The following is a 21,151-nucleotide window of genomic DNA, read 5'->3' as shown; positions in this document are numbered from 1 at the left end:
TTTTGGCACGCTGTTGAGTTCTCAAGGAACGGACGCTTCCTTTGTACTCACCCTCTCGGGCTTTCCTCCGGGCGCTTCCCTTCGGTATTTCGTGTCCCGACTCTATCAGACTCTTTCGTGTCCGATTTCCTCGGTGCCTTTCAGGTTTTCCCTCTCGGGTTTCCCTTTCCGGCGATTCAAACTCTAGCAAGTCTTTTCCGTCTTCCCGACCACCGATCCGCAGGCATGCGGAATCGGAAATTCAGGTTAGGATCGGGACTTGGTAGGTGCCGCCGACCGCCGAATCACAGTGTCGTGATGGGGTCAGGCAGGAGTACGACAGTACATGCCACCGGGAGTCGAGGCAAATCGTTTCCGGTGTGCACCTAGGTCCGCCAACCAGCACCTGTCGTGCGGAACTAGGACTTCTTATGACTTACCCTTCTGAACAGTACGCCGTCCAGGACAGGTAGTGACGGCGACACTAGAAGCTCCGCCCCTGGGAGGCTCCCCATGACTAGCGTGATGTCCCCACTTGCCGGACAGGCCATCGGGCTCGCTGCAGTGCCCGACCCCGTCTTCTCCGGCGCGATGGTGGGCCCCGGCACCGCTATTGATCCCGTACGTGAGCCGTCGGCGGCCGTGGCGCCTGTTGACGGCGTCGTTGTGTCCCTGCACCCGCACGCGTTCGTCGTCGTCGACGGCGAGGGCCACGGTGTGCTGACGCACCTCGGAATCGACACCGTTCAGCTCAACGGCGAGGGCTTCGAGCTCCTCGTCAACAAGGGCGACACCGTGACGCGCGGCCAGGAGGTCGTGCGCTGGGACCCGGCCGCCGTCGAGGCCGCCGGCAAGTCCCCCATTTGTCCCATCGTGGCACTTGAGGCCACCACCGACTCTCTCTCCGATGTCGTCGACAGCGGCGATGTGAAGGCCGGCGACGCGCTGTTCAGCTGGCAGTGACGCCCGCGCCGCCACGGCGGCGCGCTGGACAGACAACAACGGCGGCGGCAACGACCGCCGCGACTATCGGAGACGGGTGAGATGGAGACAACGCTGCGAGGCGTCGGCGTGAGCCACGGTGTGGCGATCGGCGAGGTTCGGCACATGGGCACGGCGGTTCTCGAGCCGCCGGCCAAGCAGATTCCGGCATCGGACCACGGGCGCGAACAGGGGCGCGCCCGCCAGGCCGTGGAAGCTGTGGCAGCCGACCTGATGGCGCGTGGCAATCTGGCCGGCGGTGAGGCGCAGGCCGTGCTCGAGGCCCAGGCAATGATCGCCCAGGACCCGGAGCTCATGTCCGACGTCGACCGGCGCATCGTCGTCGGCAGCACCGCGGAGCGCGCCGTGTACGACGCGTTCTCGCACTACCGCGAGCTGCTCGCGGGTGCCGGCGAGTACATGGCGGGACGCGTCGCCGACCTCGACGACGTGCGGAACCGGATCGTGGCGCGCCTGCTCGGCGTGCCGATGCCGGGCGTGCCGGACAGCGACGAGCCGTACGTGCTCATCGCCCGGGACCTCGCTCCGGCCGACACCGCGCTGCTCGACCCGGCGCTGGTCCTGGGCTTCGTGACCGAGGAGGGCGGGCCCACCAGCCACAGCGCCATCCTGGCGCGGGCCCTCGGCGTGCCCGCGATCGTGGCCCTGCCCGGCGCCGGTGAGCTGGCCGAAGGCACGCTCGTCGCGGTGGACGGCAGCACCGGCGAGATCTTCGTCGACCCGAGCGCCGAGAAGCAGGCCGAGTTGGAGCGGGCCGCCGCCGAGCGCAAGGCGGCGCTGTCCGCCTCGTCCGGCCCCGGTGCCACCTCGGACGGCCACAAGGTGCCGCTGCTCGCGAACGTCGGCGGTCCCGCCGATGTGCCGGCGGCGGTCGAGGCGGGCGCCGAGGGCGTCGGTCTGTTCCGTACCGAGTTCCTCTTCCTCGACGACTCCGCCAAGGCGCCGTCGGAGGAGAAGCAGGTCGAGGCGTACCGGAAGGTGCTGGAGGCGTTCCCCGAGGGGCGCGTCGTGGTGCGGGTCCTGGACGCGGGCGCCGACAAGCCGCTCGACTTCCTGACTCCGGCCGACGAGCCCAACCCGGCGCTCGGCGTGCGTGGTCTGCGTTCGCTGCTCGACCACCCCGAGGTGCTGCGGACGCAGCTGACCGCGCTGGCCAAGGCCGCCGCGGGGCTGCCCGTGTACCTCGAGGTCATGGCGCCGATGGTGGCCGACCGTACCGACGCCAAGGCGTTCGCCGACGCGTGCCGGGAAGCGGGGCTTCAGGCGAAGTTCGGCGCGATGGTGGAGATTCCGTCCGCCGCGCTCCGGGCCCGCTCGATCCTGCAGGAGGTCGAGTTCCTGTCGCTCGGCACCAACGACCTGGCGCAGTACGCCTTCGCCGCCGACCGTCAGGTGGGCGCGGTGTCGCGACTTCAGGACCCGTGGCAGCCCGCGCTGCTCGACCTGATCTCGATGTCCGCCGAGGCCGCCAAGGCCGAGGGCAAGAGCTGTGGTGTGTGTGGCGAGGCTGCCTCCGATCCGCTGCTGGCCTGTGTCCTGACCGGGCTCGGTGTCACCAGCCTTTCGATGGGTGCGGCTTCCATTCCTTACGTGCGCGCGACGCTGGCGAAGTACACGCTGGCCCAGTGCGAGCGTGCGGCTTCCGCGGCCCGTGCCGCGGACACCGCCGAGGATGCGCGCAAGGCCGCGCAGGCGGTGCTGTCCGGCGAGTGACCGGATGGTCGTGAGACCGGTGTGAGAGGGGCTTCCCGTCGCGATGCGATCGGGGAGCCCCTCTCACGTGCCCCCTCGGTTTTCGCGTGCCCTCAGTGGTGGGTGTCGGGATGGTCGACGGGGAACCCCGGGCGGTACTCGACGCCGGGTTCGGGCGCGAGCGGGTCGCCGGTTTCGGCGTCGGTGCAGTAGGCACTGAACACCTCGCCCTCGGTCAGCGGATCGAGGTGCCCCTGCTGCAGGCGCCAGCCGTGCAGGCGGTCCGGGGTGCCCGCCTCGGTCGTGCGCAGGACGAGGCCACCGGCACTGTCGCGGGCGATGCCGGCGGCGAGGACGGTGACGAACTCGGCGGCGTCGGTCTCGTCGAGGCGTACCGGATCGGAGGCCGTGCGCTCCGCGTGCAGGACGGCGATCAGCTGCTCCTCCTGGGCGGGGATGCTGCAGACCAGGTGATGGGTGCCGGGGCCGGCCGCCTCCAGCAGGTTCAGAAGCAGCTGTGAGGCGCGGTCGAATGCCGCCCGGCCGATGTCCTGGCCGCATTCGGCGCAGTCCCCCGCCTCGGCCAGGAGCAGTGTCGCGTACTCCCAAGTCGCTTTGCGGACGGCCTTGTTGATGAGCTGCGGGACCAGGCTGTCGATGGGCTGGCCCGCGTAGGCGACGCAGGCGCCGCCCGCCGCCAGTTCGGCGGTGAAGCGGGTGCGGCTGTCCGGGGTGTCCGGGTCGAGGCCCCGCGACGTACAGAACTCGGTGAACTCGTCCGGGTCGAAGAGCGCGACCGTCGTGTGCGCGCCCTGGGCGGAGAGTGAGCGGAGGAGTCCTTCGACCTGGCGGAGGTAGAGCGTGTGGTCGTCGAAGACGAAGGACCGGTATCTCGTCATGGCCGTGAAGTCGTGCGCGTCGGCGAGCAGGCCGACGGTGCTCGGCATTTCACGGCGGAGCGTGCGCCGGACGGCTCGGATGTGATGGGTGTGCGCCATGTTTCCCCCTGAGCGCGGTGTCGATCAATGCTCACTCACCGTAACCGAGGGCACTGACAGTGGCGCCGGGTGGAACCGTGGCCGGACGAGTCGGTGCTGGGCCAGGCATGTTCCGGCGATGACGGTGCCGAACGTGATCCACCCGGCCGGTCCGGTCGCGATGGCCGCGGTGACGGCGAGGGGGCCGACGCTGCGCTGGACCGACTGGGCCAGGCCGTGCACTCCGAGGTAGCTGCCCTGCGCCTCGTCGGGGGCGAGGGCGATGGAGAGTTCCCAGGAGATGGTGGCGTGGACGATCTCGGCGAGGGTGAAGGCGATCGTCGCGGCCACGAGGAAGACGGTGGCGGCCCCGGCGCCGTGGGTCGCGGAGGCGGCGATGGCCACGCCCGCGAGCGCGAAGGTGGCGGAGAGCGGGAGGAGCAGCCGACGGGCGGCAGGGGTGGTGGTGCCGAAGCGTGCGAGCGGCACCTGGAGCCCCACCACCATCACGTTGTTGATCACCATGAGGAGCGGGACGAGGCCGTGTGGGGCGTCGGTGGCGTGGACGGCCCAGAGGGGAAGGCCGACCTTGAAGACGGCGTCGTCCAGGAAGAGCACGGTTTCGGTGGCCACGAAAACCAGGTAGCGGCGGTCGCGCCAGGGGTTGGTGAGGGTCGGCCCGGCTGCGGGCTCGCCGGACTTGGCGACCGTGCGCGAGGGCGCCGAGGGCTCGGCGCAGAGTGCCGTGATGAGGGCGGAGCCGAGGAAGGAGAGGGCGTTGCCGGCCAGGAGCCATTCGTACGCGGAGGCGGAGCCGATGGCGAGGGCTCCGGCCGCCGCGAGTCCGCCGACCGCCCAGCCGGCGTTGGCGACGGTGCGGCTGACGGCCTGGTAGCGCACGCGCTCGGGTCCCGCGATGCGGGCCGCGTACAGCTTGGTGAGGACGTTGGCGGAGCGGTCGCCGAAGCTGCCCACCGAGGCGAAGAGGAGCAGCAGCGCGAAGTTGTCGGTGGTCAGCAGCGCGAACGCCGCGGCGGCGCGCACGATTTGGAGGCTGACGAGGACGCGGGTCAGGGGCAGCCGGTCGGCGATGCGGCCGCCGATGGGGGCGCCGGCGATGCCGACGGCGCCGGACGCGGCGACCAGGGTGCCGATCTGGGCGAGGGAGAGCCCGGCCACGTAGGTGAAGTACAGGACGGAGACGGCTTCCCAGAGGCCGCTTCCCGTCCGGTCGACGAAGGCGACGGACAGCATCCGGCGGCCGTCGAGGCCTCCTGGGACGCGTTCCCACAGTGCGGCCCGTCGGCGGCTCCAGCTCATTGCTCCCCCTTGACCAACATTATGTATTGATACATAATCTGTTACGTGGCAACACAATATTCGATCGCTGGTACGACAGCCAAGGGGATTGCCGCGTCCGTGGAACGCGCGGTCGCCGACGGGGGTCTTGGCCCCGGGGACGCGCTTCCGCCCGTGCGCAGGCTGGCCGACGAGCTGGGGGTGAGCCCCGGCACGGTCGCGACCGCCTACAAGGAGCTGCGGCGGCGCGGCCTGGTCGTCACGCGCGGGCGCGGCGGCACCGTGGTGGCCGCGGCGCCTTCCGTCGCGTCCCGCCGGCCGCCCAAAGTGCCCGACGGGCTCAGGGACTTGGCGGGTGGCCATCCCGATGCCGCCTTCCTGCCGGACCTGCCGGCGCTCGCCGCGCCCTCGACGGGGCCCCGTTCGCACCGCTCCACACCACGGCTTCCCCAGCTCGAGGAGCGGGTGCGCGCCTGGTTCGACGGGGCCGGGGTGCCGGCCGGGCACGTGACGTTCGCGCACGGCGCGCTCGACTGCGTCGCGCGGCTGCTGGCCACGGAGTTGCGTCCGGGGGACACGGTCGCCATGGAGGATCCCGGCTACCACCACCTGCTCGATCTGCTCCAGGCGATGGGGCTGCGGGCCGTCCCGGTCGCCGTGGACGACGAGGGGATGCGGCCGTCGGAGCTGAGCCAGGCGCTGCGGGCCGGCGCGCGGGCCGTCGTGTGCAGTCCCCGGGCGCAGAATCCGTACGGTGGCTGTTTCTCCGCGGCGCGGCGCGACGAGCTGGTCGAGGTGCTGCGGCAGTTCCCCGAGGTGCTGGTGATCGAGAACGACCACGCCGCCGAGATCGCCGGCGCCGAGCTCAACTCCCTTACCAGTGGCGGGCTTTCGCGGTGGGCGCAGGTGCGGACCGTGACCAAGTACCTGGGCACCGATCTGCGGTGGGCGGCCGCCGCGTGCGACCCGGTGACGCTGGCGCGGCACGACGGGCGGCTGCTGCTCACCTCCGGTTGGGTCAGCCATCTGTTGCAGGCGGCCGTGCTGACCTTGATGGACGACCCGTCGGCTCAGCTATTGGTGAGGCGCGCGGAGGAGACCTATGGGGAGCGGCGTGCGGCGTTCGTCAAGGAGCTGGCCCAGCGCGGGATTTCGGCGCACGGTGCGAGCGGGATGAATGTGTGGGTGCCGGTGCGTGACGAGTCGGCGGTGGTCAACGGGCTGCGCACGCGCGGCTGGTGGGTGGCGGCCGGAGCCCGGTTCCGCCTGGCCTCGGGCCCGGGGGTACGGATCACGGTGGCCGGGGTGGACGCCTCCGAGGCGGCCCTGTTGGCCTCGGACTTCGCCGGCGTCCTGGGCGAGTCCGAGGCCACATACGGGGGTTGAGAGATCACGTGCGGGGTTGAGAGGCGCGTACAGAACGTTGGTCAGCCGCGTTTGCGGGCGATGTCCTCGTAGAAGCGCAGCAGGTCCAGGTTGTCGACCGAACCGGGATTGACGGCCTTGTCCAGGGCGGTGCCTTGGAGGAGGCGCTTGACGGGGACCTCGATGCGCTTGCCGGTCAGGGTGTGCGGGACGCCCGGGGCCTCGATGATCTCGTCGGGCACATGGCGGGGCGAGAGCTGTTCGCGGATCGCCTGCTTGATCTTCGTACGGAGTGCCTCGTCCAGCACCGCGCCCTGGGCGAGGTGCACGAACAAGGGCATCCAGTAGCCGCCGTCGGGCTCTTCGAGGCCGATGACGAGGGATTCGCGGATCTCCGGGAGACGTTCTACGACCTCGTAGATGTCGGCCGAACCCATGCGCACGCCTTGGCGGTTGAGGGTCGAGTCCGAGCGGCCGTGGATGATCACCGAGCCGTGGTCGGTGATGGTGATCCAGTCGCCGTGCCGCCACACGCCGGGAAACATGTCGAAGTAGCTGTCGCGGTAGCGGCTGCCGTCCGGGTCGTTCCAGAAGCGGATCGGCATGGACGGCATGGGGTTGGTGACGACGAGCTCGCCGACCTCGCCGATGACCGGCCTGCCCTGCGCGTCCCACGCCTGGAGGTCGGTGCCCAGGCAGGGGGCCTGGAGCTCGCCGATGTGCACGGGCAGGGTGGGCACCGCCCCCGCGAAGCAGGAGCACACGTCGGTGCCGCCGCTGACCGACGCGATCCACAGGTCCTCGCGCACCTCGTCGTGGAGCCAGCGGAACCCGTCGGGTGGCAGCGGCGAGCCGGTGGTCGCCACGCCCTTGACGCGCGAGAGGTCGAAGTCCCGTCCTGGGTGCACCTCGGCCTTGCGGCAGGCCATGACGTAGGCGGCCGAGGTGCCGAACAGGGTGGCGCCGGTGCGCTCCGCGATCCCCCACTGGGCATCCGTGCCGGGGTAGCCCGGGCTGCCGTCGTACAGGACGACGGTGGTGCCGGTGAGCAGGCCGGAGACGAGGAAGTTCCACATCATCCAGCCGGTGGAGGTGTACCAGAAGAAACGGTCCTCGGGGCCGAGGTCGCAGTGCAGTCCGAGCTGCTTGAAGTGTTCGAGGAGGATGCCGCCCTGGGACTGCACGATCGCCTTGGGCAGGCCCGTCGTGCCGGACGAGTAGAGCACCCACAGGGGGTGGTCGAAGGGCACCTGCTCGAAGACCGGCGCCGCGTCGCCCGAGGTGAGGGCGGACCACTCGAGGGCGCCCTCGGGGGCCGGGGTGCCGAGCAGCGGGATGTGCACGACGGCGCGCAGGGTGGGCAGTTCGTGGCGCAGTTCCGCGACGACGTCGGTACGGTCGTGCTCCTTGCCGCCGTAGCGGTAGCCGTCGACCGTGAACAGGACGACCGGCTCGACCTGTTGGAAGCGGTCGAGGACGCTGCGGGCGCCGAAGTCCGGGGCGCAGGAGGTCCACACCGCGCCCACGGCCGCCGAGGCGAGGAACGCGGTGACCGCCTGGGGCACGTTGGGCAGATAGCCGCTCACCCGGTCCCCGGGGCGCACGCCGAGCGCACGCAGCTCGGCCGCGAGGGCGCCGACCTGGCGGCGCAGTTCGGACCAGCTGGTCTCCGCCGGCTCATGGGTCTCGTCGACGTGGATGAGGGCCGGATCGTCGGCCCGCGCCGGGTCCTCGGCGGCGCGCAGCGCGTGCTCCGCGTAGTTCAGGGTGGCGCCCGGGAACCACTGGGCGCCGGGCATCGTTCGATCGGCAAGGACAGCGGTGTACGGGGAGGAGAAGCGGATGTCGAACCAGGTGGCGACGGCCTGCCAGAAGGTGTCGAGCTCAGCGACGGACCAGCGGTGGAGAGCCGGGTATCCGCCCTCGGCCGGCGCCCCGTAGCGCTCCGCGGCCCAAGCCTGGAAGCGGGTGATCCGCGCGGCGGCGATGCGTTCGGAGTCCGGCTGCCACAGGGGCGCGGGCTGCGGAGGGGTCGCTGCTGAGGTCATGGGTCGGCTCCCGGGCTGTAACGCGTGATGTGCGTGTTTCCCGCGCACACGCGAGGGGTGTGCGCGTGAGGCGGCTGACAGGGACGATGCCATGTGATCGTCTTCCGCACCAGGGTGTGCCACCCATACTCGGCCGCCCGGGCATGTGGCGCCACCACGGGTGAACGGCAGTTGAACGAACCGCCCACGAGGCCATCCGGGTGGCAGGGTGATCTGCATGAACGGCGATGACCTGGTGCGCTCGGTGAAGGCGGTCGGTTCGGTGCGGGGGCTGCGGGCGGTGCGCTCGGCCCTGCGGCGGCGCCGGGCGGACGCGCGGGACCTGCCGGTGCGCGGGCCGGAGCGGGCCCGGGTGCCGGGGGCGGTGACCGAGGCGGAGCCGAGGCCCGGCGGGGGCGTGGTGCGGTTCGCCCGCTCCGAGCTGGAGGTGCGGGTCGCGGCGGGCGGCGCGGTGTTCTGGGGCTGGGACGGCGCCGGGCCCGAGCCGTCGTACGCCCTGAGCGGCCGGGCCCCCGAGCCGGATCCACGGGCCGTTCTGGAGCCGGACAAGGACGGCGGCTGGCGGGTCGTCTCCGAGCGGCTGACCGTGGTCATCTCGCGGCACGGCACGGTCGACGTGTGCACACCGGGCGGCGTCGTGCTGCGGCGCGAGCTGCCGCCGCGCTGGTGGGAGCCGGTCGACGGCGGGCCCGCCCGCTGGCTGCAGCGGTCCGAAGTGGCCGCCGACGCACGGTTCTTCGGGCTCGGCGGGCGGGCCGACGGGCCGCGCCTTCGGGACGGTACGTACCGGCTGTGGAACACCGACCCCGGCGGCGGCTTCGGCCCCGGCGACGACCCCCTGTACATCACGATGCCGGTCCAGCTGGTCGTCGCGGACGCGGGGTGTCACCTGGCGTTCTACGACAGCACCTGGGACGGCCGGGTGGTGCTGCGGGAGGGCGAGGAGGGCGCCGGGTCGGGTCACGACCGGCCGGGCGGCAGCGAGCTGCGCATGGAGGGGGGCCCGCTGCGCTGCTGGGTCTTCGCGGGCACCCCGGCCCGGGTGCTCCAGGGCTGGACGGCGCTGACCGGCGCGCCCGCCCTGCCGCCGTCGTGGGCGCTCGGCCCGCAGCACGCGCGCTGGGGGTTCGGCAGCGAGCGGGAGGTGCGCCGCGTCGTCGGCGGGTACACCGAGCGCGACCTGCCGCTGTCCGCGCTGCACCTGGACATCGACCACTACGACGGCCATCAGGTCTTCACGGTCGACCAGTCCGCCTTCCCCGACCTGCCCCGCCTCGCCAAGGACCTCGCGCGGGACGGGGTGCGGCTGGTCTCGATCGTCGATCCCGGGGTCCGGGCCGAACCGGGAAACCCGCTGTACGAGAGCGGGCTCGCCGCCGGGGCCTTCGTCAAGGACGCCCGCGGGCACGAGGTGCGCGGCGAGGTGTGGCCCGGCGAGTGCGCCTTTCCGGACTTCACGGATCCGGCGGCGCGCACCTGGTGGGGCGGCCAGTACCAGGAGCGGCTGGATCAGGGCTTCGCCGGGGTGTGGCACGACATGAACGAGCCGGTGGCCTTCGCCCCGTTCGGGGATCCGACACTGCCCAGGTCCGCCCGGCACGACCTGGACGGCCGGGGCGGCGACCACCGCGAGGCCCACAACGTGTACGGCCTCTGCATGGCCCGCGCCGGGTACGAGGGCCTGGCCCGGCTGTGCCCCGACGAGCGGCCCTTCCTCTTCTCACGCTCCGGCTGGGCCGGAATGCAGCGCTACGGCGGCACCTGGTCGGGCGATGTGTCGAGCGGCTGGCCCGGCCTGCGCGCCTCGCTCTCCCTGGTGCTCGGCCTCGGCCTGTGCGGGGTGCCGTACTCGGGGCCCGACGTGGGCGGCTTCACCGGCAGCCCCTCGCCCGAGCTGTTTCTGCGGTGGTTCCAGCTCGGCGCGTGGCTGCCGCTGTTCCGTACGCACGCGGCGAAGTGGGCCGGGCGGCGCGAGCCCTGGGAGTTCGGCCCGAAGGTCCTGGAGGGTGCGCGGGCCGCGCTGGCCGAACGGCAGCGACTGCACCCGTACTTCGTGACGCTGGCCCACTTGGCGCGGCTGACCGGGGCGCCCTATGTGCGCCCGCTGTGGTGGGGCGCGCCGGCCGACCGGGCGCTGCGCGACTGCGAGGACTCCTTCCTGCTCGGCGACGCGCTGCTCGTGGCCCCCGTCCTTGAACGCGGCGCCGACCGGCGGGCGGTGCGGCTGCCGCGCGGGCGCTGGTACGACACGGCGACCGGGGAGGCCCACGACGGGCCGGGGCAGGTGCTCCTCAACGCTCCCCTGTCCCGGATCCCGGTGCTCGCGCGGGCCGGTTCGGTGATCCCGGTGCGCGGTGAGGACGGCGGCCTGGAGCTCGAGGTGTGGGCGCCTGCCGCCGGGCGCACCGGGGGCGGGCTCCTGGTGCGGGACGCGGGGGACGGCTGGGCGCAGGCGAAGGCCGAGCGGTTCACGACCCGGGTGGACCACGGCCGGGTGGTGGTGGAGCGGGTCGACGGCGGGGCCGGCACCGAGGTCGGCCACCCGGTCCGGGTGCGGGGGGCGGTGCGCTGAAGAGGCGGGTCGGGCCCGTCGTTGACGCCTCGTCAGGTGAGGTGCGTCCATCCTCGGCCGTACTCCCCCGCGAACCATTTGCGTACCGCCTCGGTGTGCAGCGGGAAGGCCAACTCGGCCGGTTCGCGCAGGAGTTGCCAGCCGTCGCTCTCGTCGGTCGGCCGGGAGGGCGGGAGCAGCTCCGCGGGGCACGGCGGCAACAGGCCGAAGAGCAGGAGGTGTTCGGGGGAGCTGAGGGCGTCCGCCAGACGGACCTCGGCGACCGGCACCTCGATGCCGGTCTCCTCCTTGAGCTCCCGGACGACCGCGTCCTGCCAGCTCTCGCCGAAGTCGATGAATCCTCCGGGCAGCGCGCGGCCGCCCCGCTGGGGCTCGATGGTGCGCGTGATGACGACAAGCGCCGAGCCCCTGGCGTCGGTCACGGGCAGCAGGGCGATGGCGACGGGCAGCGGATTGCGGTAGGCGATCGCGCCACAGGCCGCGCAGGAGCGGGGCCAGCCGTCCCCAGGGGCGGAGTACGGTGCTCCGCACGCGGCGCAGTGGGAGTCCGGCAGGGGCTGCTTCGGGTTGGCGGTCACGCGCGGACTCTAACCGAACCGCTGCCCGGGCCGCGCCACAGTGCACCGAAGGCCGGACGCCGAGTGGCGCCGAGGCGTACCGAAGGCCGACGGCCGAGGTGATCGCCCTTCCCCGTAAGGCAGTTGACCTGATAGAGGGTGTGCACATGACACGACGTACCGATGGATCAGGCACCCCCTTCCGGCGCATCGCGTCGCGCCGGTCGCGGTTGGCGCGCGGGGCCGTCGCCGCCGCTGCCGCGCTGCTGGGCATCACGGCGCTCTCCCCCGCCGCGCGGGCCACGCCGGGACCGACGGCGCCCGGGGAGTTCGTGGCGCTGCGCACCGTCGACCCCACGATCATTCAGGAGATGCGGTACATCACCCCGCACGACTTCGTGGGCGAGCCCATCGACGGCTACCGGCAGCCGCTGTGCGTCCTGACCCGCCCCGCCGCCGAGGCCCTCCACCGCGCACAGCTGAAACTGCTGCGCCAGGGCTACTCGCTGAAGGTGTACGACTGCTACCGGCCGCAGCGGGCCGTCGACCACTTCGTGCGCTGGGCCAAGGACCTGGACGACCAGCGGATGAAGGCGGAGTTCTACCCCCGTGTCGACAAGTCGAGGCTCTTCGCGGACGGCTACATCGCCGAGAAGTCCGGGCACAGCCGGGGCAGCACGATGGATCTGACGGTCGTGCGACTGCCCGCCCTGCCCACCCGGCCGTACCGCCCGGGGCAGCGGCTCGTGCCCTGTTACGCGCCCAAGGGCGAGCGGTTCCCCGACAACTCGCTCGACATGGGCACCGGCTTCGACTGCTTCGACACCCTGGCACACACCGACGACCCACGTGTCCGGGGCGTCCAGCGGGCGAACCGGCAGTTCCTCAAGAGCACCCTGGCGGCACAGGGGTTCGTCAACCTGCCCGAGGAGTGGTGGCACTTCACGTATCAGCCGGAGCCGTTCCCCAGCACCTACTTCGACTTCCCGGTGTCCTGGCGCTCGGTGGCCGGTCACTGAGGACGGGACCGCGGTCACTGAGGACGGGACCGTCTTCCGGTTCGACTGTCCGCCCCGGCACTGCCAGTGCTGGACGATCACCGTGGCGGTTCCGCTTGAGGTGCGAGCGGACGTCCGGGGCCACCCCCGTGGGTCCCGGGCGCCCGCTCTGCCCTTTCGGACGCACAGCAGCCGTATCCGGTTCTCCCGGGAGCGATTAGGTTCTGTCGCATGACCAACACGACGACGGACACGACACGGCGGACGTTCGATTCGTACGAGGAGTTCTGGCCCTACTACGTGGCGATGCACTCCCGGGCCGCCACCCGCTGGGTCCACCTGACGGGCACCCTCACCGGGCTCGCGCTCAGCGCCTACGGGCTGGCGCGCGGACGCAAGCGGTACGCCCTCGCCCTGCCGCTCATCGGGTACGGGACCGCGTGGCCCGCGCACTGGTTCATCGAGAAGAACAACCCGGCCACCTTCGGGCACCCCGCCTGGTCGCTGCGCGGGGACCGGCAGATGATCTCGATGATGCTGGCCGGACGGGACCGCGAGCTGGGCGAGATCGCCGCCAAGTGGCTCGCCGAGAACCGCTGAGGCGGGTCCGGACCACCCCTCCCCAACTCCGGTTGCCCGTGGCACACTTCTGACGTTCCGTCAGAAGACCATGCCGGGAGGGGCCTTGACAGAAGCACGCACGCGCACGCCTGTGGTCGCGGGCTGGTTCACGGACGCCCAGGGGCAGGACTTCCGGCTGCTCGGCACCCGGTGCACCGCCTGTTCCTCCGTCTTCTTCCCGCGCGAGGACGCCTACTGCCGCAACCCCGGCTGCGCGGGCGGAGAGCTGGCGGAGGTCCCCCTGTCCCCGCGCGGCCGGGTGTGGTCCTACACCGACGGCCGCTATCGCCCGCCCTCCCCCTATGTGTCCGACCCATACGTGGAGTGGGAGCCCTATGTGCTCGTCGCCGTAGAGCTGGCGGCCGAGCGGATGGTGGTGCTCGGCCAGGCGGTGCCCGGGGTGAGCGCCGCCGACCTCGCCGTCGGCATGGAGGTCGAGGTGGTGCCGGGTGTCCTCAACGAGGACGCGGACACCACCTGGACGACCTGGCACTGGCGGCCCGTGGAGGTGGCGGCATGAGCGGCGACATCGCGGTACTGGGTGCGGGAATGCACCCGTGGGGCAAGTGGGGCCGGAGTTTCGTCGAGTACGGGAGGGCCGCGACCAGGGCCGCGCTCGCCGACGCGGGCATCGACTGGACCCATGTGGAGTCGGTGGTCGGCGCCGACACCGTGCGCGGCGGCTACCCGGGCTATGTGGCGGGGGCGACCTTCGCGAAGGCGCTCGGCTGGCAGGGCGCGCGGGTGACCAGCGTGTACGCGGCCTGCGCCTCCGGGGCTCAGGCGATCGGCGCGGCGCGGGCGCAGATCCTGGCCGGGCTCGCGGATGTGGTGCTCGTGGTGGGAGCCGATGCCGCGCCGAAGGGGTTCTTCGCGCCGGCCGGGGGTGAGCGGCCGGACGATCCGGACTGGTTGCGCTTCCGGGTGCTCGGCGCCACCAACCCGGCCTACTTCGGGCTCTACGCACGGCGCCGCATGGCCCTGTACGGCGACACCGTCGAGGACTTCGCGCAGGTCAAGGTGAAGAACGCGGCAGCCGGCGCGCTCAATCCGAACGCCCGTTACCGCAAGGCCGTCAGCGCCGAGGAGGTCGCCGCCTCGGCGGTGGTGGCCGATCCCCTGCGGCTGCTCGACATCTGCGCCACCTCCGACGGCGCCGCGGCCCTCGTCCTGACCAGCCTGGACTTCGCGCGCCGGCACGGCGCCGCCGACCCGGTGCGCATCCGCGCGGTCTCGACGGTGACCCCCACCTTCCCCCGGGCGGTGCTCGACCTGCCCGACATCGCGACCGACTCGGCGGCCTCCGTCGAGCCCGCCCCGCACTCCTTCCGGGCCTCCATCGCCCGGGCCGCGTACGAGGAGGCGGGCATCGGGCCCGAGGACGTGTCGCTCGCGGAGGTGTACGACCTGTCCACCGCGCTCGAGCTGGAGTGGTACGAGGACCTCGGGCTGTGCGGAGTCGGCGAGGGCGCCAAGCTGCTGCGGGACGGGGCGACGGCGCTCGGCGGGCGGATCCCGGTCAACACCAGTGGCGGACTGGCGTCGTTCGGAGAGGCGGTGCCCGCCCAGGCGATCGCCCAAGTCTGCGAGCTGACCTGGCAGTTGCGGGGTGCGGCAGGGGATCGCCAGGTGGCCGGGGCCCGGGTCGGCATCACCGCGAACCAGGGCTTGTTCGGACACGGATCGTCGGTCGTGGCGGTGCGCTGAACCGCCACGCCCGCTGCCCCGCCCCGGTGGCGGACACCCCGCGCGTACCCAACCGCATGACCGCGCGGATGCCCAACAGCTCCTGCCGCAGGCAACCTTGACGGTCCGTCATAAGCGGTGAAAACTGCCCGTTGTCTCTCGGCATCGCCGCGTCCACCCCCCGGAGTACCCGCTCGACCGGCCTTGCCGCCATGGGAAGCGCGCCGCAGCCTAGAGAACCAGGGGTAGCCATGACGGACCGGTTCGTTGCCGCGATCGACCAGGGGACCACCTCCAGCCGCTGCATCATCTTCAACCAGGACGGGGCGATCGTCGCCGTCGACCAGCGTGAGCACCGCCAGATCTTCCCCAAGCCCGGCTGGGTGGAGCACGACGCCACCGAGATCTGGTCCAAGGTGCAGGCCGTGGTCGCGGGCGCGCTCGCCCGGGCGGGGCTGCGCGCCGGGCAGCTCGGCGCACTCGGCATCACCAACCAGCGCGAGACGACCGTCCTTTGGGACCGGGCGACCGGAAAACCCGTGCACAACGCGATCGTCTGGCAGGACACCCGGACCTCCGCGCTCTGCCACCAACTCGGCGGCGAGCACGGGCAGGACCGGTTCCGCGAGGCCACCGGACTGCCGCTCGCGAGCTACTTCTCGGGCCCCAAGGCGGCCTGGCTGCTCGACAACGTGCCCGGCCTTCGCGCCCGCGCCGAGCGCGGCGAGATCGCGTTCGGGACCATCGACTCCTGGCTGATCTGGAACCTGACGGGCGGCACGTCCGGCGGCGTCCACGTCACCGACGTCACCAACGCCTCGCGCACGATGCTGATGAACCTGGAGACCCTGGACTGGGACCCCGAGATCCTCGCCGCGATGAACGTGCCCCGGGCGGTGCTCCCGCACATCCGCTCCTCGGCCGAGGTGTACGGAACCGCCGTGGGGCCCGTGGCCGGGGTGCCCGTCGCCTCGGCGCTCGGCGACCAGCAGGCGGCGGTCTTCGGGCAGGCCTGCTACGCCACCGGGACCGCGAAGAACACGTACGGGACGGGGAGCTTCCTGCTCCTCAACACCGGTACCAGGCCGGTCGCCTCGAAGAGCGGTCTGATCACGACGGTCGGCTACAAGATCGGCGAACAGGCGCCGGTCTACTGTCTGGAGGGCTCGATCGCGATCACCGGGGCGCTCGTCCAGTGGTTCCGCGACCAGCTCGGCATCATCCGCCACGCGGACGAGATCGAGGCGCTGGCGGCGAGCGTCGACGACAACGGCGGGGCCTACATCGTGCCCGCCTTCTCCGGGCTCTTCGCGCCCTACTGGCGCTCGGACGCGCGCGGCGTCATCACCGGCCTGACCGGCTACGTGACGAAGGCGCACCTCGCCCGCGCGGTCCTGGAGGCGACGAGCTGGCAGACCCGCGAGGTCGTCGACGCCATGTACCAGGACTCGGGCGTACGGATCACCACCCTCAAGGTGGACGGCGGGATGACGGCCAACAACCTCCTGATGCAGCATCAGGCGGACGTGCTCGGGGTGCCGGTGATCCGCCCCAAGGTGTCGGAGACGACGTGTCTGGGTGCGGCCTACGCGGCGGGTCTCGCCACCGGTGTCTGGTCGGACCTCGACGAGCTGGCGGCGCACTGGCAGCGCGATGCGGAATGGTCCCCGCGCATGGCCGGACCGGTCCGCGAGCGCGAGTACGCGAACTGGCGCAAGGCGGTGGAGCGCAGCCTCGGCTGGCACGAGGAGGACGAACGGTAGCCGCCCCCACGAACGCGCGGCCCGTACCCCGGTCGGCGGGGGTACGGGCCGCGTGGCGTGGCCGGTCTCGCGGGCGTGCTCGTCGACCTCGGCGCCTCGGCGCCTCGGCACAAGGAGCGTCAAGTCACCGCATGCTGCCGGGACTTGGCGGACATCTCCATGGCGTGCTCGACCACCCCGACGAGGATCTCCTTGACGGACTCGCGCACCCGCGCGTCGCACATGAGGAGCGGCACCTCGGGGTCCAGGTCGAGCGCGGCGCGTACCGCGTCGGCCGGGTAACGGGCCGCCTCGTCGAAGCAGTTGACGGCGACGGTGAACGGGATGCCGCGCCGCTCGAAGTAGTCGATGCCGGCGAAGCAGTCCTCGAGGCGGCGGGTGTCGGCGAGCACGACCGCGCCGAGCGCGCCCTGCGCCAGCTCGTCCCACAGGAACCAGAACCGGTCCTGGCCCGGGGTGCCGAAGAGGTAGAGCACCAGGTCCTCGCGGAGCGTGATGCGCCCGAAGTCCATGGCCACCGTGGTGGTGCTCTTGCCCTCCACCCCCGCGAGGTCGTCGACCGGACGGCCCGCCTCGCTGAGGCGTTCCTCGGTGCGCAGCGGGCGGATCTCGCTCACCGCGCCGACCAGGGTGGTCTTGCCGACGCCGAAGCCGCCGGCGACGAGGATCTTGAGCGTCACCGGATCGACGTGCCGCTTCCTGCGGCTAGAGCGCCCGAAGGCCATTGATCACCTCGCGGAGAAGGGACTCGTCCGGCAGCTCGGCCGGCGGAACGGGTCGGGTTACGTGCACCAGGGCGTCGGCGACGAGATCGCCGACCAGGACCCGGACCACCCCGACGGGGAGGTCGAGTCCGGCCGCGAGCTCGGCGATCGACTGCGGGGAGTCGCCGCAGCGTTCGACGATCTCCACATGCTCCGGTGAGAGCGTCTGGTCTCGGCCGGGGTCGTCGGCGGCGGGTTCCGGGACGACCACGGCGATCAGGTCGAGGCGGTGCTGGCCCGCGCTGGTGGTGCGGCCGCGCGTCATGGCGTACGGCCGCACCACCGGACCCGCGTCGTCGTCGAACCAGTGGTGCGGCCGCCCGGGAGCGGTCGCGTCCGAGGGGGCCCGCAGCTGGTCCTGGGCCCGCTGGTCTGCCTCACTCATCGCGTCCCCCGCTCATGGCGAACCCCGCTCACCCTCCGGCGCGCAGGCCGGTCCTTGGTGCGGTGGCCAGGTGGACGCCGACCCGCTTGACCATCAGGGTCATCTCGTACGCGACCTGGCCGACGTCGGAGTCGGCGTCGGACAGGACGGCCAGACAGCTGCCGTCGCCAGCGGCGGTCACGAAGAGGAAGGCGTCGTCGAGCTCGACGACGGTCTGGCGGACCTTGCCCGCGTCGAAGTGCCGGCCCACGCCCTTGGCGAGGCTGTGGAAGCCGGAGGCGACCGCGGCCAGGTGCTCGCCGTCCTCGCGGGTCAGGTCGCGCGAGGTTCCGGTGGCCAGGCCGTCGCCCGAGAGCACCAGGGCCTTGCGGATGGAGCCGACGCGGTCGACCAACTCGTCCAGGAGCCAGTTGAGTTCGCCGGAACCGCTCCCGGTGGTGTTGCGTACTGCGGCTGAGTCTTGTGGCGCGGTCATCGACCGTCCCCCTCCGGTGTGGTTCGTCGTGCGGTGTCGCCCCGGTCCCGCGCGGACGGTCCATCCGCGCTGTCCGAGGCTTCGTTGCGCCTGCGGCCGCGCTGCCAGCCGCGCTGCAGTGAGGCCATGCGGTCGCGCACCTCGTCGGCGTCGCGCTCCGGGTCGGGCCCGTCGTCGGGCTCGGCCGCGGCGCGCCGGCCGTCGGGGACGTCCTTGAGCTGAGGGGCGAGGCTCGCCTGGCGCACCCGGCGGGGCAGTCCGCCGAGCGAGGGCTCGCCGTCGGCCTGCGGGTCGGGGAGGCTGCCCCAGGAGGGCGCCGAGCTGGGTGCGCCCGGCAGGTCGGCCGGGTTGGCGAGGCCGCCCTGAGCGGGCCCGGTGAGGCCGCCGGGCTTGACCGGCGTCAGGCCCGAGGGCCGGGGCGCCGGCCGCAGGGGCTGCGGGGCGGGGGGCTCGGCCCGGGGTGCGGCGGGTCGCGACGGCTGGGGCGCGCGGCGCTCGGGCAGCCGGTTCTCGACGGCCTGCCCCTCCCGGGGCGCGGGGTCCGGCTCGGATGCCGGATGGCCGCGCCCGGGGCCGTCGACGCGGCGGCCGTTGTCGCTGACCAGGGTCGGCACCCGGTGCCGGCGCGGCAGGGGCAGCGGGTCCAGCTCCTCGCCCTCGTCGGCGGCCTGCTGGTGCTGCTGGCGGTCGTCGGGCGAGTCCGTGGCGCGACGGGCCGAGCGCAGCAGTCCACCGCGTCCCGGCTCGACCGCGTCGCGGCCCGGGGGCGCCTCGAACACGGAGGGCTCGTCCAGGCCCAACGGGTCGAGCGGGGGCTCCAGTTCGACGGGTCCGTCCAGGACCGACTGGCCGGGGATGCCGACCGGCATGGGCGAAAGGGCGCGGCGAGGCGTCTCGGAACCGTCCCTGCCGTCGCCCTTGGCCGCTTTGCGGTCGAGGCGGAATCCGGTGCCCTCGGTCTCGGGTGCGTCGGTGAGCAGCGTCGCCGGGATGAACACGACGGCGGTGGTGCCTCCGTACGGTGACGGCTGGAGCGAGACGCGTACGTTCTGGCGCTGGGCGAGCCGGCTGACCACGAACAGGCCGAGCCGGTCGGTGTCGGAGAGCTCGAACTCGGGGGTCTCGGCGAGCCGCAGGTTCGCGTCGAGCAGGGCTTCGGGGGCCATGCCGAGGCCGCGGTCGTGGATCTCCAGGGTGAACCCGTTGGCGACCCGCTCGCCGTGCACCTGGACGGCGGTGTGCGGAGGCGAGAACACCGTGGCGTTCTCCAGGAGTTCGGCGATCAGGTGGGTGAGGTCGGCGACGGCCGGGCCGCCGACGCCGAGCCGGGGCAGCCTGCGCACCTCGACGCGTTCGTAGTCCTCGACCTCGGCGACCGCGGCCCGTACGACGTCCATGAGCTGGACGGGCTTGCGCCACTGGCGGGAGGGGGCGGCGCCGGAGAGGATCACCAGGCCCTCGGCGTGACGGCGCATGCGGGTGGTGAGGTGGTCGAGGCGGAAGAGGTCGGCGAGTTCGTCGGTGTCCTCGGTGCGCCGCTCCATGGTGTCCAGGAGCGTCAACTGGCGGTGCAGGAGTACCTGGTTGCGGCGGGCGAGGTTGACGAAGACCTCGGAGACGCCGCGGCGCATGTCGGCCTGCTTGACGGCGGCCTCGACGGCGGCGCGCTGAAGGGTGTTGAGGGCCTGGCCGACCTGGCCGACCTCGTCGCGTTCGTAGTCGAGGCGGGGCGCCTCGGTCTCCACGTCGACCTGCTCGCCGGCGGCGAGGCGCCGCATCACGCTGGGCAGGCGGACGCCGGAGACCTCGTGGGCCTCCTTGCGGAGCCGGGTGAGGTCGCGGACCAGTTCGCGGCCGACGCGTACGGACATGAACAGGGAGACCAGGAGGGCGAGAAGGCCGAGGACGCCGGCGAGGCCCGCCTTGATCAGCACGCTGAAGGCGACCGGTTCGACCCGGTCCTGGTAGCGGTTGCCCGCCTCGGTGCCCATCTGGGCGAGGTGGTCGAGCACCGGGGTCACGGCCTGCTGCCAGCGGGTCGCGTCGATGTGCCGGGGGTCCTTGGCGGGCCCGGCGTCGACGATGGCGGCCTCGGCACTGCGCAGCGCCTCGGTGTCGGGGCCGCGCCAGTACTGCTCGAAGACATCGCGTTCGGAGCTGGGCAGGATCTCCAGGTTGGTGTCGTAGAGCAGCTGCCTGTTGGCCACCAGGTCGGATATTCGGCGCAGTTCGGGTGCGGTGGTCTTCGGGGTGATCAGGGAGGAGGCGACGAGGGCGTCCTCGCGGGAGAGCATCTCGCGGGCGCGGGTGATGCCGACGAGGGCGCGTCCCTGCTTGTCCATCTCCACGTTCTCCAGGGCGTGGAGATTCGTGAGGAAGCTGTAGCAGGGGTCGATGAGGCGGTTGTAGAAGTCCAGCGCCTGGGGCCGGTCGAGGGTGCCCTGTTCGACGGAGCGGCGCAGCGCGGCGATCGAGTCGAAGCCGTCGAGCACGGCTTTGAGGCGGTCCCTGGCCACGGGCTGGAGGTCGCTGCGGACATCGGAGTCACGGGCCGCGGCACGGATGGCGGCCATCGCGGTGTCGGTGGCGGCGCGGCGGCCGCGCAGCGAGGCGAGGGCGTCGGAGGGGCGTTCGTCGGCGAGGTAGACGAGGGTCTGGCGGCGCTCCTGCTGGATGACGCGGACGGTGTCCTCGATGGGGTAGCCGACCTTCTTGACGATGTTCGCCACGTTCATCAGCTCGTTGGCCTGCCGGCCGGTGAGGTAGGTGGAGAATCCCCACAGGGCGCTGAGGGAGACGAGCGGCACCAGCAACAACGCCACGATCTTCCTGCGGATGGACTTCCCGCGAAAGCGCATGGCCTCCCCCAGATCAACCGTCAACAAACGGCGTGAGCCTACTACTGACACAGAGACAACTCGAAGGCACGTCCGGACGATTTTCGGCCGCCCTGGAAGGCGGTGATCAT

At 72.2% G+C, this 21,151-nt stretch carries 17 protein-coding genes; 9 read left to right on the top strand and 8 right to left on the bottom strand.

Annotated elements, in window-relative coordinates; translation table 11 throughout:
- Positions 1 to 492: 492 nt before the first annotated feature.
- Together ACFYZA_RS37575 and ptsP are read left to right on the top strand one after the other, a co-directional pair.
- Complete coding sequence (locus ACFYZA_RS37575) at positions 493 to 942, top strand: PTS glucose transporter subunit IIA (RefSeq protein ID WP_161244387.1); 450 nt, start codon at positions 493 to 495, stop codon at positions 940 to 942.
- An 81-nt stretch (positions 943 to 1,023) separates the two neighbouring features.
- Positions 1,024 to 2,694, top strand: a complete 1,671-nt coding sequence (ptsP, locus tag ACFYZA_RS37570) for a phosphoenolpyruvate--protein phosphotransferase (protein ID WP_382597863.1) — start codon at positions 1,024 to 1,026, stop codon at positions 2,692 to 2,694.
- A 92-nt stretch (positions 2,695 to 2,786) separates the two neighbouring features.
- On the opposite strand, the gene ACFYZA_RS37565 is transcribed toward ptsP, so the two are convergent.
- Both ACFYZA_RS37565 and ACFYZA_RS37560 read right to left on the bottom strand, forming a co-directional pair.
- Positions 2,787 to 3,671 carry a hypothetical protein gene (locus ACFYZA_RS37565; RefSeq protein ID WP_388494835.1) on the bottom strand — a complete coding sequence of 295 codons (885 nt, stop codon included), beginning with the start codon at positions 3,669 to 3,671 and terminating at the stop codon, positions 2,787 to 2,789.
- Between the two features lie 24 nt (positions 3,672 to 3,695).
- Entirely contained in the window at positions 3,696 to 4,970 is a 1,275-nt protein-coding gene (locus ACFYZA_RS37560) for an MFS transporter (RefSeq protein WP_388494834.1), read from the bottom strand.
- 45 nt (positions 4,971 to 5,015) lie between these two features.
- On the opposite strand from ACFYZA_RS37560, the gene ACFYZA_RS37555 reads away from it, so the two are divergent.
- Entirely contained in the window at positions 5,016 to 6,335 is a 1,320-nt protein-coding gene (locus ACFYZA_RS37555; RefSeq protein WP_388494833.1) for an aminotransferase class I/II-fold pyridoxal phosphate-dependent enzyme, read from the top strand.
- 41 nt (positions 6,336 to 6,376) lie between these two features.
- Here the strand turns inward: ACFYZA_RS37555 and ACFYZA_RS37550 are convergent, their stop codons facing one another.
- Positions 6,377 to 8,362 (bottom strand): acetoacetate--CoA ligase, encoded by a 1,986-nt coding sequence (locus ACFYZA_RS37550; protein ID WP_388494832.1) that lies wholly within the window; start codon positions 8,360 to 8,362, stop codon positions 6,377 to 6,379.
- Between the two features lie 217 nt (positions 8,363 to 8,579).
- On the opposite strand from ACFYZA_RS37550, the gene ACFYZA_RS37545 reads away from it, so the two are divergent.
- Positions 8,580 to 10,934, top strand: coding sequence for a glycoside hydrolase family 31 protein (locus ACFYZA_RS37545; RefSeq protein WP_388494831.1), 2,355 nt, complete (start codon positions 8,580 to 8,582; stop codon positions 10,932 to 10,934).
- Positions 10,935 to 10,966: 32 nt separating this feature from the next.
- Here ACFYZA_RS37545 and ACFYZA_RS37540 read toward each other — a convergent pair whose 3' ends face one another.
- Positions 10,967 to 11,512: an NUDIX domain-containing protein gene (locus ACFYZA_RS37540; protein ID WP_388494830.1), complete on the bottom strand. Its 546-nt coding sequence runs from the start codon at positions 11,510 to 11,512 to the stop codon at positions 10,967 to 10,969.
- A 146-nt stretch (positions 11,513 to 11,658) separates the two neighbouring features.
- Between ACFYZA_RS37540 and ACFYZA_RS37535 the strand changes: the two genes are divergently transcribed.
- The 5 genes from ACFYZA_RS37535 (at position 11,659) to glpK (ending at position 16,559) form a co-directional block, all read left to right on the top strand.
- Positions 11,659 to 12,510, top strand: a complete 852-nt coding sequence (locus tag ACFYZA_RS37535; protein WP_382597849.1) for a M15 family metallopeptidase — start codon at positions 11,659 to 11,661, stop codon at positions 12,508 to 12,510.
- 210 nt (positions 12,511 to 12,720) lie between these two features.
- Positions 12,721 to 13,089, top strand: coding sequence for an Mpo1-like protein (locus tag ACFYZA_RS37530; protein ID WP_388494829.1), 369 nt, complete (start codon positions 12,721 to 12,723; stop codon positions 13,087 to 13,089).
- A 112-nt stretch (positions 13,090 to 13,201) separates the two neighbouring features.
- Positions 13,202 to 13,630 carry a Zn-ribbon domain-containing OB-fold protein gene (locus tag ACFYZA_RS37525; RefSeq protein WP_382597870.1) on the top strand — a complete coding sequence of 143 codons (429 nt, stop codon included), beginning with the start codon at positions 13,202 to 13,204 and terminating at the stop codon, positions 13,628 to 13,630.
- Entirely contained in the window at positions 13,627 to 14,817 is a 1,191-nt protein-coding gene (locus ACFYZA_RS37520) for a lipid-transfer protein (RefSeq protein WP_388494828.1), read from the top strand. The genes ACFYZA_RS37525 and ACFYZA_RS37520 overlap by 4 nt, the downstream gene beginning before the upstream one ends.
- Positions 14,818 to 15,047: 230 nt before the next feature.
- Positions 15,048 to 16,559, top strand: coding sequence for a glycerol kinase GlpK (glpK, locus tag ACFYZA_RS37515; protein WP_388494827.1), 1,512 nt, complete (start codon positions 15,048 to 15,050; stop codon positions 16,557 to 16,559).
- Positions 16,560 to 16,678: 119 nt separating this feature from the next.
- Here the strand turns inward: glpK and ACFYZA_RS37510 are convergent, their stop codons facing one another.
- From ACFYZA_RS37510 to ACFYZA_RS37495, 4 genes are read right to left on the bottom strand one after another with little or no spacing between them, the layout of a single operon-like run.
- Complete coding sequence (locus ACFYZA_RS37510) at positions 16,679 to 17,284, bottom strand: ATP/GTP-binding protein (protein ID WP_382597841.1); 606 nt, start codon at positions 17,282 to 17,284, stop codon at positions 16,679 to 16,681.
- Complete coding sequence (locus tag ACFYZA_RS37505) at positions 17,265 to 17,708, bottom strand: DUF742 domain-containing protein (RefSeq protein ID WP_229861620.1); 444 nt, start codon at positions 17,706 to 17,708, stop codon at positions 17,265 to 17,267. The genes ACFYZA_RS37510 and ACFYZA_RS37505 overlap by 20 nt, the downstream gene beginning before the upstream one ends.
- Positions 17,709 to 17,736: 28 nt before the next feature.
- On the bottom strand, positions 17,737 to 18,183 hold the full coding sequence (locus ACFYZA_RS37500; RefSeq protein ID WP_382597838.1) for a roadblock/LC7 domain-containing protein: 447 nt from the start codon (positions 18,181 to 18,183) through the stop codon (positions 17,737 to 17,739).
- A complete protein-coding gene (locus tag ACFYZA_RS37495; protein ID WP_388494826.1) occupies positions 18,180 to 21,041 on the bottom strand; it encodes a nitrate- and nitrite sensing domain-containing protein in 2,862 nt (953 codons plus the stop codon). The genes ACFYZA_RS37500 and ACFYZA_RS37495 overlap by 4 nt, the downstream gene beginning before the upstream one ends.
- Positions 21,042 to 21,151 lie beyond the last annotated feature (110 nt).

Source organism: Streptomyces sp. NPDC001828 (assembly GCF_042892175.1).
Lineage (GTDB): Bacteria > Actinomycetota > Actinomycetes > Streptomycetales > Streptomycetaceae > Streptomyces.
Note: the sequence above shows the minus strand (reverse complement) of the source record. Positions and strands in the feature narration are given on the sequence as shown.

Bases quoted from the DNA above. Each gene is read 5' to 3' on its own strand.
- ACFYZA_RS37520 (WP_388494828.1), top strand. From the start codon at position 13,627: ATGAGCGGCGACATCGCGGTACTGGGTGCGGGAATGCACCCGTGGGGC.
- ACFYZA_RS37535 (WP_382597849.1), top strand. From the start codon at position 11,659: ATGACACGACGTACCGATGGATCAGGCACCCCCTTCCGGCGCATCGCG.
- ACFYZA_RS37500 (WP_382597838.1), bottom strand. From the start codon at position 18,183: ATGACCGCGCCACAAGACTCAGCCGCAGTACGCAACACCACCGGGAGC.
- ACFYZA_RS37495 (WP_388494826.1), bottom strand. From the start codon at position 21,041: ATGCGCTTTCGCGGGAAGTCCATCCGCAGGAAGATCGTGGCGTTGTTG.
- ACFYZA_RS37550 (WP_388494832.1), bottom strand. From the start codon at position 8,362: ATGACCTCAGCAGCGACCCCTCCGCAGCCCGCGCCCCTGTGGCAGCCG.
- ACFYZA_RS37560 (WP_388494834.1), bottom strand. From the start codon at position 4,970: ATGAGCTGGAGCCGCCGACGGGCCGCACTGTGGGAACGCGTCCCAGGA.
- glpK (WP_388494827.1), top strand. From the start codon at position 15,048: ATGACGGACCGGTTCGTTGCCGCGATCGACCAGGGGACCACCTCCAGC.
- ACFYZA_RS37505 (WP_229861620.1), bottom strand. From the start codon at position 17,708: ATGAGTGAGGCAGACCAGCGGGCCCAGGACCAGCTGCGGGCCCCCTCG.
- ACFYZA_RS37575 (WP_161244387.1), top strand. From the start codon at position 493: ATGACTAGCGTGATGTCCCCACTTGCCGGACAGGCCATCGGGCTCGCT.
- ptsP (WP_382597863.1), top strand. From the start codon at position 1,024: ATGGAGACAACGCTGCGAGGCGTCGGCGTGAGCCACGGTGTGGCGATC.
- ACFYZA_RS37565 (WP_388494835.1), bottom strand. From the start codon at position 3,671: ATGGCGCACACCCATCACATCCGAGCCGTCCGGCGCACGCTCCGCCGT.
- ACFYZA_RS37530 (WP_388494829.1), top strand. From the start codon at position 12,721: ATGACCAACACGACGACGGACACGACACGGCGGACGTTCGATTCGTAC.
- ACFYZA_RS37545 (WP_388494831.1), top strand. From the start codon at position 8,580: ATGAACGGCGATGACCTGGTGCGCTCGGTGAAGGCGGTCGGTTCGGTG.
- ACFYZA_RS37510 (WP_382597841.1), bottom strand. From the start codon at position 17,284: ATGGCCTTCGGGCGCTCTAGCCGCAGGAAGCGGCACGTCGATCCGGTG.